The 16,445-nt window shown below is 62.9% G+C and carries 12 protein-coding genes; 9 read left to right on the forward strand and 3 right to left on the reverse strand.

The window, feature by feature from the left end:
* Positions 1-59: 59 nt before the first annotated feature.
* Genes BWR18_RS12270 through BWR18_RS12280 form a run of 3 tightly spaced genes read right to left on the reverse strand, consistent with a single transcriptional unit; the run spans position 60 to position 3,040 of the window.
* Positions 60-1,034, reverse strand: a complete 975-nt coding sequence (locus tag BWR18_RS12270; RefSeq protein WP_076628598.1) for a membrane dipeptidase — start codon at positions 1,032-1,034, stop codon at positions 60-62.
* Positions 1,035-1,038: 4 nt separating this feature from the next.
* A complete protein-coding gene (locus BWR18_RS12275) occupies positions 1,039-1,878 on the reverse strand; it encodes an NAD-dependent epimerase/dehydratase family protein (protein ID WP_076628599.1) in 840 nt (279 codons plus the stop codon).
* Between the two features lie 10 nt (positions 1,879-1,888).
* Positions 1,889-3,040 (reverse strand): NAD(P)/FAD-dependent oxidoreductase, encoded by a 1,152-nt coding sequence (locus BWR18_RS12280; RefSeq protein WP_254684977.1) that lies wholly within the window; start codon positions 3,038-3,040, stop codon positions 1,889-1,891.
* A 257-nt stretch (positions 3,041-3,297) separates the two neighbouring features.
* Here BWR18_RS12280 and BWR18_RS12285 point away from each other — a divergent pair, with 257 nt between their 5' ends.
* From BWR18_RS12285 to cysG, 9 genes are all read left to right on the forward strand, one after another.
* A complete protein-coding gene (locus BWR18_RS12285; RefSeq protein WP_076630293.1) occupies positions 3,298-3,882 on the forward strand; it encodes an ANTAR domain-containing response regulator in 585 nt (194 codons plus the stop codon).
* Positions 3,879-5,057, forward strand: a complete 1,179-nt coding sequence (locus BWR18_RS12290; protein ID WP_076628601.1) for a CmpA/NrtA family ABC transporter substrate-binding protein — start codon at positions 3,879-3,881, stop codon at positions 5,055-5,057. Before BWR18_RS12285 ends, BWR18_RS12290 begins: the two co-directional genes overlap by 4 nt.
* A gap of 233 nt (positions 5,058-5,290) precedes the next feature.
* The gene (locus tag BWR18_RS12295; RefSeq protein ID WP_076628603.1) at positions 5,291-6,661 is read left to right on the forward strand and encodes a CmpA/NrtA family ABC transporter substrate-binding protein; all 1,371 of its coding nucleotides are present in this window, start codon (positions 5,291-5,293) and stop codon (positions 6,659-6,661) included.
* A gap of 243 nt (positions 6,662-6,904) precedes the next feature.
* Positions 6,905-7,984: an ABC transporter permease gene (locus BWR18_RS12300; RefSeq protein ID WP_076628604.1), complete on the forward strand. Its 1,080-nt coding sequence runs from the start codon at positions 6,905-6,907 to the stop codon at positions 7,982-7,984.
* A 5-nt stretch (positions 7,985-7,989) separates the two neighbouring features.
* Positions 7,990-9,666, forward strand: a complete 1,677-nt coding sequence (locus BWR18_RS12305; RefSeq protein WP_076628606.1) for an ABC transporter ATP-binding protein — start codon at positions 7,990-7,992, stop codon at positions 9,664-9,666.
* A 5-nt stretch (positions 9,667-9,671) separates the two neighbouring features.
* Entirely contained in the window at positions 9,672-12,104 is a 2,433-nt protein-coding gene (nirB, locus tag BWR18_RS12310) for a nitrite reductase large subunit NirB (protein ID WP_076628607.1), read from the forward strand.
* Positions 12,101-12,436: a nitrite reductase small subunit NirD gene (gene nirD, locus BWR18_RS12315; protein WP_076628609.1), complete on the forward strand. Its 336-nt coding sequence runs from the start codon at positions 12,101-12,103 to the stop codon at positions 12,434-12,436. The genes nirB and nirD overlap by 4 nt, the downstream gene beginning before the upstream one ends.
* Positions 12,433-15,036, forward strand: a complete 2,604-nt coding sequence (locus tag BWR18_RS12320) for a nitrate reductase (RefSeq protein ID WP_076628610.1) — start codon at positions 12,433-12,435, stop codon at positions 15,034-15,036. The genes nirD and BWR18_RS12320 overlap by 4 nt, the downstream gene beginning before the upstream one ends.
* Before the next feature lie 10 nt (positions 15,037-15,046).
* Positions 15,047-16,444 (forward strand): siroheme synthase CysG, encoded by a 1,398-nt coding sequence (cysG, locus tag BWR18_RS12325; RefSeq protein WP_076628612.1) that lies wholly within the window; start codon positions 15,047-15,049, stop codon positions 16,442-16,444.
* Position 16,445: the final 1 nt, after the last annotated feature.

Genomic DNA, 16,445 nt, shown 5'->3' on the forward strand with positions numbered 1-16,445 from the left:
ATTCTCCTCTGCGCCTTTCGGATCAAGGGATGGCGATTGCCCGGCGCTGTCCGTCTTGTTTACGACGCAGGGCCAAAATTCTCGGCATAAAAACGATACCAGTTGCGGCCCATGATGCCTGCCACCTCGTCTTCGGACATGCCGGTTGCGCGCAGCCCGGTTTCGATGTTGCCGAAATCGCGATTGTCGCGGAACCAGGCGGGCTGCGGTGGAAATCCGGGGTTGGCGGCAGATCCTTCGCCGTAGTCGATCTCCTTGGCCCAGCGGCCCACACGCATCCACTCGACCACACTGTCCGGCTGGTCCTGACACAGATCAGACCCGATACCGATCTTGTCAGTGCCGTACCGCTCCGCCGTCCGCGCCACGGCCTCACAAAAGGATTGCAAGGTGCAGTGCGATCCGTCCTTGAGGTGGTGCGGATAGAGCGAAAAGCCCAGCATACCCCCGTTCGAGGTCACGGCCCGGATCACGTCATCGCGCTTGTTCCGCAGCGCCGGATGCCAGTCATGCGGGTTGGCGTGTGTGATCGCGATGGGGCGTTCGGAAATGTCCGCTGCCTCAATCGTCGAGCGGTCAGCGGAATGGCTCATGTCCACGACCAGTCCCACACGGTTCATCTCCTTGATCACCTGCTTGCCCATGCGGGTGATGCCGGTGTCTTCGGCCTCGTAACACCCCGTCGCAAGCAGCGACTGGTTGTTGTAGGTGAGCTGCATGAAGCGCGCGCCCAGGCTGTGCACAATCTCGACCAGGCCGATGTCATCCTCGATGGGGCTGGGGTTCTGAAAACCGAAGAAAATCGCTGTCTTGCCCGCGGCCCGCGCCCGGTCGATGTCGCTGGCCCAAAGCCCCTTGGTGATGAGGTCGGGGTAGAGTTCAAACCAGCGGTTCCACGCCTCGAAATTCAGTACCGTTTCGCGAAAATTCTCGTGATACGCGATGGTGACATGCACCGCGTCCACCTGCCCTTCGCGCATCTGACGAAAGATCTTTTCCGACCAGTTGCAGTACTGGAGATTGTCGATGCGCATGGCCTTAACCCTGGCCCGTATCGTCCTCATCAAGGTTCAGCGCCATCATCGCGCTTCGCCCGATGGGTGTGCTGGCGAAGGGACCGCCGTGGCAGAAATTGCCTGGATCCTGCGGATCCAGAACACCCGCCTCGGCATAGATCTGTTCCGCGAATTGTTCCGCATTGTCCTTGGGCCGGTAGCCGAGGTGCCGCGCACCGGAGTTGTCGACCGGGGCACGGTCGTTGTTGGACACGCCATAGATGATGGAAAATCCAGCGATGGGCGTGTCGATGGCCCGTTCGACCAGATGGATCATGTCATCATAGCTCAGCCACGATCCCACGGCCCGCGGGTTGGTGACATTGGCGCAGGACAGGATGCGCAGGCACACGGCTTCGATCCCCTCCTTGTCCCAGTACATGCGTGCGAGGTCTTCGGTAAAACACTTGGCGAGGCCATAGAACCCGTCTGGACGATGGGCGGCGTCAATGCCGATGGCGTCGGTCTTTGGGTGCATACCGACCGCGTGGATGGATGAGGCATAGACGATGCGCCGCGTGCCGTGGCGCCGGGCCGCCTCCCAGATGTTGTAGGAGCCCACGAAATTCGGGCCAAGCAGTGTCTCGAACGGGGCCTCGTCCACGAAGGCGCCGAAATGCACAACCATGTCAGCGCCTTTGACCACCGCCTCCATCGCTTCAAAGTCGGCCAGATCGGCCTGTACGTATGTCTCGTTCGGCAAGGGCGTGTCGATGCCGTCGGCGATGTCGGTGGACACCAATGTGTCACACATCTTTGCCAACGGCGCGCGCAAGTACGATCCCAGTCGACCAGCAGCGCCGGTCAATACGAGTTTCTTCATGTCAGGTCCTTCAGATCACTGCTTTTTCAAGGATGGGTCGGTCCGTCACCAGACGTTCATAGGCAAAGGGCGACAGATCAAGGCTGCGGAATGCGCCGTAGGTCAACCATTCTGCGGTCCCGCGTCCCATGGCCGGAGACTGTTGCAACCCGTGGCCGGAAAACCCGTTGAGGAAGATGAAATTCGCGACCTCCGTATGCGGGCCCAGGATGGCATTGTGGTCAAATGTGTTCATGGCGTAGTGCCCAGCCCACTCGCTGGTGACCTTGATCGCCTCGAACTGCGGGATGCGCGTGGCAAGGATCGGCCAGACGTGGTTTTCCCAAATGCTGTGATCCATGACGAAGTCGTCGTAATCAACGGCGGGGTCGATGTCGGAATGTCCCCCGGCCTGATATGTGCCACCTCCGTTTTCGCGCACATGCACGCCCGACGGGTCGATGGTCAGCGGCAGGTCGCGATCAAGCGGCTGTTCGGCCTTGAACACCCATGAATAGCGCTTGCGCGGCTCGACCGGCACGTCAATGCCTGCCATCTGCGCCGTGCGCGCAGCCCGCGGGCCCGTTGCGTTGACGATCTGACCGCAGGCGATGACCTCGCCACTGGCGAGCGTCACGCTTTCGATGCGGGTGCCTGCGGGATTGCGCGTCATGGCGACCACTTCGTTCTCGATATACTCGACCCCGCGTTCCCGGGACTGGCGGCGCCACCAGTCAAAAACTGCCGCACCGTCCCAATACCCCTCGTCCACGGTGTTGATCGACCCAAGCACAATGTCGTCGACATTATAGAACGGATAAGCCGCCTTGATCTGCTCCGGCGTCATCAGTTGCGTCGCCGCACCAGCGGCATGTTGCAGATGGATGTTCTGGCGCAACGTTTCGGCGAAGGCGTCGGTGTCAGCCAGATACATGTAGCCAAAGCTGCGAATGCCAAGCTCGGGCACGCGGTCATCACCACCCATGTAACTCCTGATGTTCTTGACGAAATCGGCTGCGAACTGGCTGATGCGGACGTTCAGCTCGGTCGAGAACTGTTGCCGCATGCAGCTGTTTGTGTGCGCCGTGGAGCATGCAGAGTAGGTCGGGTCGCGCTCTATCACCAAGACCCGGCCATCGAAGTCCGGAGTGTCGGTCAGAAACCATGCTGTTGAGGCGCCCATGATGGCGCCCCCGACGATGATGACATCGTAGTTTGTATGTTGCGGTGCCTGCGCCACCTTCGCCCCCGTGCCATTGGTTGAACGGTGCAGACTGTGCGGCGGAATGCTGAGCCGCGCCAGTGCTTTGTTTGCTCTGTGCTGGAATTTTGTGCGCAATGCTCAACCGTTGGGACGCAAACTGTGTGCAATGCAACATGAGGCGGCAGCCCGTGCGTCGCGGATGGATCACGCGCCGCCCATCGCGCACCACGTCACCCGTGACTGAAGAAATGAAAATCGCGGTAATTGAACCGGACCCGGACCGCGCGCGGGATATCATCGACGCGCTGAAGGAAGGGGGCTGGAACGACGTCGTTGTTTTGGGGGATGTGACGGGGCTTGCGCGCAAGCTGGCGGCCCTCGACCCGGACCTTGTGCTGATCGACCTGGCCAATCCGTCGCGCGATGCGTTGGAGCAGGTCAGCGTGGCCTCCGAGGCGCAAAGTCGACCTGTGGCGATGTTCGTTGACCGCTCGGATGACGAGATGACGCAGGCCGCGGTGGCGGCTGGCCTGTCGGCTTACGTAGTAGGCGAATTACAGCCCGACCGGATCAAGCCGGTGCTACAGACCGCCATCGCCCGCTTCCAGATGATGAGCCAGATGCGCAACGAGCTTGAGGCCGCAAAGCAGGCGCTCGCGGACCGCAAAACCGTGGACCGCGCCAAGGGCATGATCATGCGCGCCAAGGGTGTGGGCGAGGAAGAGGCCTATGCCCTGCTGCGCAAGACAGCAATGTCGCAGAACCGCAAGGTGATCGAGGTGGCACAGGCACTGCTGACCGCATCGGATCTGCTTACATGAGTACCACGCGCCTGAATTGCGGCTACGTGCCCCTGGTCGACAGCGCCCCATTGATCGTTGCGCAAGAATTGAATTTTGCCGCCGATGAGGGGCTGTCGCTGAACCTGCTGCGCCAGCCGTCCTGGGCCGCGCTGCGCGACCTGCTGGCGCTCGGGCATCTGGATGTCGCGCATATGCTGGCGCCGATGCCCATCGCAATGTCGCTTGGGCTAAGCGGGCCTATGGCGCGGATTGATGCGCTGATGGTGCTTTCGGTGAATGGAACGGTCATCGGGGTTTCGAACGAGATGGCCGACGCGATGCGCGCCAAGGGGTGGCCGGGTGGATTTGCTGCGCCGCAAGAGACGGCTGGCCCATTGCTGTCTGCCCTCGACCGGCCGCTGCGCGTGGGTGTGCCCTTTCCCTATTCCATGCACCGGCTGCTGTTTGAATACTGGATCGGTCATGCCGGTCTGGTCGATCCGTCCACCCTGCACATCATCACGACGCCGCCGCCGCTGATGGCGGATGCCGTCGCCTCGAACGAGATTGACGTGTTCTGCGTGGGCGAGCCTTGGGGGTCTGTGGCGGTTGGCAATGATGTGGGCGAGCTGATCCTGCCCGGCGCTGCGATCTGGGCCCATGCCCCGGAAAAGGTTCTGGCCGCGCGGCACGCTTGGGTTGAGGACAACCCGAGCGTTGTTGGCGCGCTAATGCGGGCCGTTGCGCGGGCAGCGGCGTGGTTGGACACCCCCAAAAACCGCCCCCTCGCCATCGAAATCCTGGCCCGCAGCGCGCATCTGGACTTGCCGCATGCTGCGCTGGACCACGCGCTGATGGGCCGCTTTGCCACGCAATTTGGCGCCGCCCCGGTGGATGTGCCCGGCTTCCTGCGCTTTCACGACCGGGCGGCGAACTTTCCTTGGCGCAGTCAAGCCGCCTGGATCGGGGCCGAGATTGCGCGCCTGGCCGGCATCAATCGCGACCACGCCATAGACATGGCTCAACGGGCTATGCGTCCCGATTGCTACCGCAGGCACCTGGGCCCCATCGGCGTCGACATGCCTGGCGCATCCGCCAAAATCGAGGGCGCCCTGACCCACCCCATGGCCGTGGCGTCGACGCGGGGGGAGATGATTTTGGGGCCGGATGCTTTTTTTGATGGCGAAACTTTTGATTTCAGCCCGTCTGAGTGATTAGTTTTTGAGCAGATGCTGCATCGCAGCAGGATTCCACGTCCCAACGCAACTTTCCTGTTGTTTCTCGACGGAATCGCCCGCTAGTCTGAGATCAACGAAGCAAAGTTGCTTCTCTCTGCCTCCACGTTGGGGGCTCTATCAAGAGCAAAGTCGCTCGTTCCTAATGCGTACACCTCCTCCCGTGCGCACCGTGGAACGGGCGGCTTTTTTGTTAAAAAAGGACCGACAGGATGACCCGTCTCTTTACATTCGCAGGTGCCATGGCAGCCCTGCTTGGCACGGCGGCCCACGCCGAGCTGCTGGATCTGGAAAAGGATGAGCTGAAATTTGGCTTCATCAAGCTGACCGATATGGCCCCCTTGGCCATCGCCTACGAGAATGGCTATTTCGAAGACGAGGGCCTTTTCGTCACGCTGGAAGCGCAGGCGAACTGGAAAGTGCTGCTGGACGGCGTGATCGACGGGCAGCTGGACGGCGCGCACATGCTGGCGGGTCAGCCGCTGGCCGCCACCATCGGTTACGGCACCGAGGCGCATATCATCACGCCCTTTTCCATGGACCTCAACGGCAACGGCATCACCGTTTCCAATGAAATCTGGGAAGAGATGAAGCCCCACGTGCCGTTGATGGACGATGGTCGTCCGCAGCACCCGATCAGCGCCGAAGCCCTGGCACCCGTTGTCGAAGACTACAAAGACCAAGGCCTGCCTTTCAACATGGGCATGGTGTTCCCAGTCTCCACGCACAACTACGAAATCCGCTACTGGCTGGCCGCCGGTGGTCTGGAACCCGGCTATTACAGCCCCGAAAACATCACCGGCCAAATCGGTGCAGACGTGCTGCTGAGCGTGACCCCGCCCCCACAGATGCCCGCAACCATGGAAGCGGGCACAATATATGGTTACGCGGTGGGTGAGCCGTGGAACCAGCAGGCTGTGTTCAAAGGCATCGGCGTGCCGGTCATCACCGACTACGACATGTGGAAGAACAACCCCGAGAAGGTGTTTGGCCTGAACGCGGAGTTTGCCGAGGAAAACCCCAACACCACGTTGGCCATCACGAAGGCGCTGATCCGTGCGGCCATCTGGCTGGACGAGAACGACAACGCCAACCGCGAAGCCGCGGTCGAGATCCTGTCCCGTTCGGAATATGTCGGCGCGGATTACGAAGTGATCGCCAACTCGATGACCGGCTTCTTCGAATTCGAAAAGGGCGACCGCCGCCCGGCGCCGGACTTCAACGTGTTCTTCCGCTACAATGCGACATACCCGTTCTATTCCGACGCCATCTGGTACCTGACGCAAATGCGCCGCTGGGGTCAGATTGCCGAAGCCAAGTCGGACCAGTGGTATTTCGACACCGCAGCCGAGGTCTACAAGCCCGCGATCTATCTGGAAGCCGCGCGTATGCTGGTGGACGAAGGTCTGGCCAACGAAGCCGACTTCCCCTGGGACAGCGACGGGTTCAAGGCACCGACGCCTGCCGCCGACATCATCGACGGCATCGCCTATGACGGCAAAGCGCCCAACGCGTATATCGACAGCCTGCCCATCGGTCTGAAAGGTGAGCAAACCGTCGTCGGCAACGCGGTCGAAGGTTGAAAGAAATGACGGGGTGGGCAGCATTGCCCACCCTACGCTGCCTCGCAGCAAATCTGCCCCAACGGCGGGGCACCTGCCCAAAAAACAGGCACGCTGCAGTGCCGCGAAATACCCTGTCACATCCTGTGCACAACCTGTGCACCGAACGTGCACAGCCCGTACACCGCTGCATTGCAGCATCCGCCCATTCGAGCCCTGCGCGCGCACGCCACGCCGCCCGCACCACCGCCAGGAGAGCCTGACATGACCGCCATCGACCCATCCGATCTGGACGCCGCAGCGCGCGAAGAGCGCAAGCAGCGGACATTCACCCGCATCAACGCCGCCGACAAATGGTTCCAGGTTCTGGGGCTGGCGTGGCTGACCCCGGTGCTGAAGGCCGCCGCCGGTGACAACCCCAAGGCACAGACCAAGGAAATCTGGCGCCTGCTGGGTGTCCCGCTTCTGGCCATCGGTCTGTTTCTGGTCGCGTGGGCCTCGCTCGCGCCGACCGTCCAGACATCGCTGGGTGCGATCCCCGGTCCGGCGCAGGTGTGGGAACAGGTGGGCAACCTGCACGAAGATGCCCAGCGCGAGAAAGAGAAAGAGGCGGCGTTTTACGTTCGTCAGGATGAGCGCAACGCGAAGCTGATTGCTGAGGGGAATTCTGACCGGGTGAAGCAGCGCGTCTATACCGGCAAGCCGACCTATTATGACCAGATCTGGACCTCGATCCTGACTGTGTTCTTTGGTTTCCTGATCGCGTCCGCCGTGGCCATCCCGCTGGGCATCGCTGCGGGTCTGAGCCCGACGGTGAATGCGGCGATCAACCCGCTGATCCAGATTTTCAAGCCAGTGTCGCCGCTGGCGTGGCTGCCCATCGTGACGATGGTTGTGTCGGCCACCTATGCGGCGGACGGGTGGTTTGCCAAATCCTTCCTGACCTCGGCCATCACCGTGACGCTGTGTTCGCTGTGGCCCACGCTGATCAACACGGCCCTTGGCGTGGCAAGCATCGACAAGGATCTGGTGAGCGTCAGCAAGGTGCTAAAGATGAACACTTGGACCAAGATCACCAAGCTGGTCCTGCCCTCGGCCCTGCCGCTGATCTTTACCGGTCTGCGTCTGTCGCTTGGTGTTGGCTGGATGGTCTTGATCGCCGCCGAGATGCTCGCGCAGAACCCCGGTCTGGGCAAATTCGTTTGGGATGAGTTCCAGAATGGGTCGTCGCAATCGCTCGCCAAGATCATGGTGGCCGTGTTCACCATCGGCATCATCGGCTTTCTTCTGGACCGTCTGATGTACGCCATCCAGTCCATGTTCACCTTCACGAACAACCGGTGAGCGCCATGAGCATGATCGAGTTCAAAAACGTATCGAAGCATTTCGAGGCTGGCACCGAGCGGACGGAGGTTTTGAAAAACATCTCTCTGTCCGTGGAAGAGGGGGAGTTTCTGGTTCTCCTTGGATTTTCCGGGACCGGCAAGACGACCCTGATCAACCTGATGGCGGGTTTGGATGTGCCTTCGTCCGGTGAGGTGCTGTTCAAGGGGGCGCCCATCACGGGGCCGGGGCCGGAGCGCGGCGTGATCTTTCAGAGCTATTCGCTGATGCCCTGGCTGACGGTGAACGGGAATGTCGGGCTGGCCGTTGATACCATTTTCCCGGGCCTGTCCAGGGCGGAGCGCGCCGAGAAGGTGGACCATTATGTCAAGATGGTGGGCCTGGGTCATGCGACAACGCGTCGTCCGGCGGAATTGTCGGGCGGTATGCGCCAGCGGGTGAATGTGGCCCGTGCGCTGGCCATGAACCCCGAGGTGCTGTTGCTGGATGAGCCTTTGTCCGCATTGGACGCGCTGACCCGCGCCAATCTGGCCGACGAGATCGAACATATCTGGGAAGCGGACAAGAAGACCTGTGTGTTGATTACCAATGATGTGGATGAGGCCATTATTCTGGCGGATCGCATCATTGCGCTGAACCCCGATGGGACGTTGGGTAACGAGTTCTCTGTTTCCATCCCCCGCCCGCGTGATCGTATGGAGATGAACCACAACGATCAGTTCAAGCGGTTGCGGGCGGATGTGACCAAGTACCTGATGGATGTCGGGATCGAGGCGAAGGTCGAAGGGACGAAGTCGTTGCCCGATGTGACCCCCATTCACGGTGTGCCGTCGGCTGTTGCTGATGCCCAGAAGGGCATGATCGAGAACCGGTTCCTGGATTTCAGCCAGTTGCACAAGGTGTATCCGACCCCGAAGGGGCCGCTGACGGTCGTTGAGGATTTCGATCTGAAGATCAACAAGGGCGAGTTCATCTCGCTGATCGGGCATTCGGGGTGCGGGAAGTCGACGGTTTTAACCATGGCCGCGGGGCTGAACGAGATATCGAAGGGGGCCATCAAGCTGGATGGGCGCCATGTGGAGGGGGCGGACCCGGAGCGGGCGGTCGTCTTCCAGTCGCCGAACCTGTTTCCCTGGCTGAGCGCCAAGGAGAACGTGGCGATCGGTGTGGACAAGGTGTACCCGCGCGCGAGCCGCCAGGAGCGGCAGGATGTGGTGGAGTACTACCTGGAGCGCGTGGGTCTGGCCGATGCGATGGACAAGCAGGCCGCGTCCCTGTCGAACGGGATGAAACAGCGGGTGGGCATTGCCCGCGCCTTTGCGCTCTCGCCGAAGCTGCTGCTGCTGGATGAGCCGTTTGGGATGCTCGACTCGCTCACGCGGTGGGAATTGCAGGAAGTGCTGATGGAGGTGTGGTCGCGCACCAAGGTGACGGCCATCTGCGTGACGCATGACGTGGACGAGGCGATTTTGCTGGCCGACCGGGTGGTGATGATGACCAACGGGCCGCAGGCGACCATTGGCAAGATCGTGGATGTGGACCTGCCCCGCCCGCGCACGCGCAAGGCGCTGCTCGAGCATCCGGACTACTACACCTACCGGCAGGATGTGCTTGATTTCCTTGAGGAATATGAGCACGGGGCCAAGCCGAAACCTAAGCCAAAAGCGATGGCAGCGGAGTGAAAGAGATGACCCAGAACATCATTGTCATCGGTGCTGGCATGGCCTCGGGCCGTGCGCTGGAGCACCTGTTTGACGCGGGCGCGGACGTGAACGTGACCCTGTTCAATGCCGAGCCGCGCGGGAACTATAACCGGATCATGCTGTCGCCTGTATTGGCGGGCGACAAGACCTACGAAGAGATCGTGACCCACGACGCCGAGTGGTACGAGGCCAACGGTGTGACCTGCCGCTTTGGCGAGCGGGTGGCATCGGTGGATCGGGCGGCCAAGACGGTCACGGCGGAAAACGGCGATGTCCTTCCTTACGACAAGCTGATCTTCGGCACCGGGTCGAACCCGTTCATGATCCCCCTGCCCGGCCACGATCTGGACGGTGTGATTGCCTATCGCGATCTGGAAGATACCGAACTCATGATGGCGATGGGACCACAGAACAAGGTCGTGGTCATTGGTGGCGGCCTTTTGGGGCTTGAGGCCGCCGCCGGTATGGCGGCGCGCGGTGTGGACGTGACGGTTGTGCACATCATGGGCCACCTGATGGAGCGGCAACTGGACGAGGCGGCGGGTTATCTGTTGCGAAAGGCGCTGGTGGACAAGGGCATCACGGTGCTGTGCCAGGCCAATTCCAAGGAAATCCTTGGGCACGACGGCAAGGTACGCGCGCTGCTGCTGGACGATGGGACAGAACTGCCTTGTGACCTGCTGGTCATGGCAGTCGGTATCCGCCCCAACGTGGCTTTGGCGGCTGAGGCTGGTCTTGCGGTGGGCAAGGGCATTCATGTAGACGACCAGATGGTCACGTCCGATGAAAGCATCCTCGCCGTGGGTGAATGCGTTGAGCACAACGGCGCGATCTTTGGTCTTGTCGCCCCGCTGTATGATCAGGCGAAGGTGGCGGCGCAGACCATCCTCGGGGAAGAGGCGGCGTTTGTGCAGAAGGAACTCAGCACCAAGCTGAAGGTCACGGGGTGTGACCTGTTCAGCGCGGGCGACTTTGCGGATGCGGAGGGCCGCGAGGATATCGTGTTCCGGGACCCCGGGCGCGGGGTCTATCGAAGGCTGGTGATCGAGGACAACGTGGTTGTCGGTACGGTGATGTACGGTGATACGGCGGACTCGGGTTGGTTCTTTGGCCTGATCCGCGACAAGACCGACATCGCAGAGATGCGCGATACGGTGATCTTTGGGCCTGCGTATCAAGGGGGTGCCCCCGTGGACCCTTTAGCAGCCGTTGCAGCCTTACCGCGTGATGCGGAAATCTGTGGCTGCAACGGCATTTGCAAAGGCACCATCGTGGACGCGATCGAAGGGGGCGCGGGCGATCTGACCGCCGTGCGCGCCGTGACCAAGGCGTCGGGGTCCTGCGGGACCTGCACCGGTTTGGTCGAGCAAGTCCTGGCCGTCACGCTGGGCGATGATTTCGTCCTGCCCGGCGCGCAGCCCATCTGCGGCTGCACCGACATGACGCATGAAGACGTGCGGCGCATGATCAAGAGCCAGGAACTCAAGTCCATGGACGCGGTGTGGCAGGAATGCGCGTGGAAGACGCGCGATGGCTGCCATGTGTGCCGCCCTGCCCTCAACTACTACCTGATTGCCGATTGGCCGCTGGAGTATCTGGACGACCCGCAATCGCGGTTCATCAACGAACGCAAGCACGCCAACATCCAGAAGGATGGCACATTCAGCGTTGTGCCGCGCATGTGGGGCGGGATCACCACGCCGGACGAGTTGCGCGCGATTGCCGATGCCGCCGACAAATATGACGTGCCGACGGTGAAGGTCACCGGCGGGCAGCGCATCGACCTGCTGGGTGTGAAGGGCGAGGACCTGCCAAGCATCTGGGCCGATCTGAACGACGCCGGGATGGTGTCGGGCCATGCCTATTCCAAGGGCCTGCGCACGGTGAAGACCTGCGTGGGCACCGATCACTGCCGGTTCGGCACGCAGGATTCCACCGGTTTGGGTATCAAGCTGGAGAAAGCGCTGTGGGGGTCGTGGACGCCGCACAAGCTGAAGTTGGGTGTGTCGGGCTGCCCGCGCAATTGTGCGGAAGCCACCTGTAAGGACATCGGTGTCGTTTGTGTGGACAGCGGTTTTCAGGTTGGGATCGGCGGCGCCGCGGGCATGGATGTCCGCGAGGTTGAGCGATTGATCGACGTCGAGACCGAGGAAGAGACGATTGTTGTCATCAAGGCGATGACGCAGCTGTATCGTGAGAACGCCAAGTATCTCGACCGCATCTACAAGTGGATGAACAAGGTGGGGCTGGATTGGATACGCGAGCGTATTGCCGACCCGGCAGAGCGCGATGCGCTGGCGGCGCGCTTTGATCTGTCCCAGACCGTCTATCAGAAAGACCCTTGGGCCGAACACGCGCAGAAGAAAGCGGCGATCTACCGGCCCGTTGCGAACCTGACGCTGGAGGCTGCGGAATGACCGACTGGATTGATATTGCAGCCCTCGACGACATTCCCCAACGCGGGGCGCGTGTTGTTAAGACGCGGCAAGGCTGTGTCGCGGTGTTTCGGACGGCGGCGGACGAGGTCTTTGCCCTCGACAACACCTGCCCACACAAGCAGGGGCCGCTGGCCGAAGGGATTGTGCATGGCAGCGCCGTGACCTGCCCGCTGCACAACTGGGTGATCTCGCTTGAGACCGGTCTGGTGCAGGGCAATGACGAGGGGCAGGTTGCCACCTACCCGGCCCGTGTCGAAGGCGGGCGCATCCTGCTTGATACGACATTCCTGCAGGCCCGGACGGCGGCATGACCACCTGTACCACCTGTCCATACTGCGGCGTAGGCTGCGGGGTGATCGCGTCGCAGGACGGCACGATCAAGGGCGACGCGCAGCATCCGGCCAATTTCGGGCGGCTGTGTTCCAAGGGCTCGGCCCTGGGCGAGACCATTGACCTGGAAGGCCGATTGCTGGCGCCGATGGTCGGGGGGATCGAGACGGGTTGGGACGAGGCGACGGCCTTGGTGGCGCGGAAGTTTTCCGAGGCCATCCGTGATCATGGACCCGAGGCGGTGGCGATCTATGCCTCGGGCCAGTTGCTGACCGAAGATTACTATGTCGCCAACAAGCTGATGAAAGGGTTCATCGGCGCGGCCAATATCGACACGAATTCAAGGCTTTGCATGGCGTCGTCGGTGGCGGGGCACAAGCGTGCCTTTGGGTCGGATACAGTGCCGGGGACGTACGAGGATCTGGAGCACGCCGATCTGATCGTGCTGGTGGGGTCGAACCTGGCATGGTGTCATCCTGTCCTGCACCAGCGCATTGCGGCGGCCAAGGAGGCCCGGCCAGAAATGCGGATCGTCAATGTCGATCCGCGCCGCACGGCGACGTCGCAATTGGCCGATCTGCATCTGAGCGTGGCGCCCGATGGCGATGTGGCCCTGTTCAACGGGCTGCTGGCGCATCTGGCGGCGTCGGGGCGCGTGGATCGCGCCTATGTCGCTGCGCATGTGAACGGGTTCGACTCCGCCCTCGCTGCCGCTTATGCGACGGACGCCGTCGACAGCGGTTTGTCGGCGGACGATCTGGCGATTTTCTATTCGATGTGGGCGGGGACCGAGAAGGTCGTGACCGTCTATTCCCAGGGCGTGAACCAGTCGACCTGTGGGACGGACAAGGTCAATGCGATCCTGAACTGTCATCTGGCGACGGGCCGCATTGGCCGGCCGGGCATGGGGCCGTTTTCTGTCACGGGTCAACCCAACGCGATGGGCGGGCGCGAGGTGGGCGGGCTGGCCAACATGCTGGCCAACCATCTGGATATCGAGAACGCCGCGCACCGGGATGCGGCGCAGGCGTTTTGGGCGAGCCCCACGATGTGCGAGGCGCCGGGGCTGAAGGCGGTGGACCTGTTCAAGGCTTGTGCCGATGGCCGGATCAAGGCGCTGTGGGTGATGTCCACCAACCCCGCCGTCAGCCTGCCGGATGCGCAAGGCGTGGCGGACGCCATCAAGAACGTGCCGTTCACGGTCGTGTCCGACATCATGGCGCGCACGGACACGGGCGATCTGGCGGACGTGCTGTTGCCTGCCGCCGGTTGGGGCGAGAAGAGCGGGACGGTCACGAATTCCGAGCGCCGCATTTCTCGTCAGCGGGCATTCCTGCCGGTGCCGGGACAGGCGCGCCCGGACTGGAAGATCATCAGCGATGTGGCCGCGGCGATGGGGTGGGGGCACGCCTTTGCCTACGACAGCCCGGCGGATGTGTTTCGGGAACACGCGGCCCTGTCTGCCGCGATGCGCCCGTTCGAGCGGGATTTTGACATCAGCGGGCTGGCACAGCTGAGCGATGCGGAATATGACGCGCTGGCCCCTGTGCAGTGGCCGGTGCCGGAGGCAGGCAAGGGGCGCGCGCGCTTTTTTGCGGATGGCGGGTTCTACCATCCGGATGGCAAGGCGCGAATGTTGCCGGTGACGGCGCCTGCGCCCGTCGCCTCGGGCCAGTTTCACCTGAACACGGGCCGCAACCGCGACCAGTGGCATACGATGACACGGACCGGCAAGGCGCCGCGCTTGGGAACGCATCTGGCGGAACCTTATGTGGAAATTCACCCCGGCGATGCCGACGCACTTGGCCTTGGCACGGCAGAGCTGTGCGTGCTGAGTGACGGCAAGAACCGCGCCATCCTACGCAGCTTGCCGACCGACCGGGTGGCCCGCGGCGCCCTGTTTGCGCCCATGCACTGGACGCGGCAGCGCGCGACGCGCGGGACGATCAATACCGTGGTCCAGACCGGCACCGACCCCATATCCGGGCAACCCGCGCTGAAATTCGGGCGCGTGCGGGCCAGCCGTTTCGAGGCGCGCTGGTACGGGTTTCTGGCCTGCGAAGATGCTGTTGCGCCGACATGTGAGTATTGCGCTGTCGCCCGGACAGAGACCGGGTGGCAGGCCGAGTTGGCCGGAGTGTCCGCTGCTGTCGATGCGGAGGCGTTGCTGAGCCAGCTTGTGGGTGCGCTGAACGGCAGCGTGAGCCTCGTGTCGGATGCCGCGACCGGAACGCAGCGGATCGCTCACCGGGTGGACGGACGCCTGCGCGCGCTGTTGTTCCTGTCGCCCGAACCTGTGCAACTGTCGCGGGCACATGCGATTGCCGCCATTGGCCAGGACGCGCCCGCGAGCGCCGCACTTGCGGGACGTGCCGCAGGCGCGCAACCCGATCCCGGCCCAACCGTTTGCGCGTGTATGAGCGTGGGCCTGAACGATCTGAGACGTGCCGTCGCAGACGGCGCCGCCTCTGTCGAGGCGTTGGGTGACTGCACCGGCGCAGGCACCAATTGCGGCGCCTGCAAACCTGAACTTCAGGGTCTGCTGATGCCCGCAGAACCCCCAGCCGTCGCCGCAGAATAGGAGACACGCCATGAAGACCTTTCCCATGTTCCTGACCATGACCGACCGCCGCGTCGTGATCCTGGGCGGTGGTGAACAGGCGACGCAGAAATGCCGTCTGATGCTCAAGACAGAAGCTGCGATCGAGGTGTTCGCGCCGACGCTCGATGTCGAATTGCAGGCGCTGGCGGATGCGGGGCGGATCACACATCGGACGGGCCCGATCACGGCCCGCGCCCTGCAAGGCGCACCGCTGGTTTTTGTCGGCACCGGTTGCCCCGGCATTGATGCGGCGCTGCACGCCGTCGCGCGCGACGCGGGCGCGTTGGTGAACGTCGTGGACCAGCCGGATCTGTGCGACGCGATCACCCCGGCCATCGTGGACCGCGACCCGGTTGTCGTCGCCATCGGGACCGAGGGAACGGCCCCGGTGCTGGCCCGTCAGGTCAAGACGGCGCTGGAACGGATGCTGGATCCGCGCCTGGGCGATCTGGCGGCTTTGGCCGGGCGTTTGCGGGACTACGCCGCGCAGCGGCTCGGCCCACGTCAGCGCCGTGACCTGTGGCGCTGGGTATTCAACGGCCCCCTCCGCGCCCAACATGCCCGCGAGGGTGACGCAGCCGTCGCCCGCGCGATCAAGGAGGTCATCCGCACCGGCAAGGTGCCGGCGGCCGCCCCTGCCCCGGTTGCCCTTGTGGGCGCCGGTCCCGGGTCCAGGGACCTGATCACGCTGCGTGGTGTGCAGCGGCTGCAGGAGGCCGACATCATCTTTTACGACCGGCTTGTCGATCCCGGTGTGCTGGAACTGGCACGCCGCGATGCCGAACGGGTGTTCGTGGGCAAGGAACCCGGTTGCCATGCCTGGCCGCAGGACAAGATCAACGCGGTTATCGTGGCCGCAGCAAAGCGTGGGCAGCGGGTTGTGCGCCTGAAATGCGGCGATCCGGGCGTGTTTGCCCGCGGGGCCGAGGAGGCGGATGCCTTGCGGGCGGCGGAGCTTGAGTACGAGATTGTGCCCGGGGTGACGGCAGCCAGCGGTGCAGCGGCAGCGGTTGGCGGATTTCTGACCGAGCGGGGCAAGAGCGATACGCTGGTTTTGACGACCGGTCGCTGCGCGGACGGAAACGGCGTGCCGGACTGGGTGACGCATCTGACGGGGCGCAGCAATGTGGCCGTCTATATGGGAGTGGCGGCAGCACCCAAGATCGCCGACTGCCTATCGCGCGCGGGCTTGCTGGATCAGGTTGAATTGACGGCTGTCAGCAAGGCGCAGCACGCGGACCAGAAGGTGCTGCGCTGCGCGGCCTCTGACATGGTTGCGGAACTGGACCGCGCGGGGATCGAAAGCCCGGCCATCCTGTTCCTGTCCCATCGCGATACGTCAACGGCGGAGGTGTCCGAACCGATACCGCATCTGGTCGCCGTCTGAC

Origin of the sequence: Tateyamaria omphalii (genome assembly GCF_001969365.1) — a bacterium.
GTDB lineage: Bacteria > Pseudomonadota > Alphaproteobacteria > Rhodobacterales > Rhodobacteraceae > Tateyamaria > Tateyamaria omphalii_A.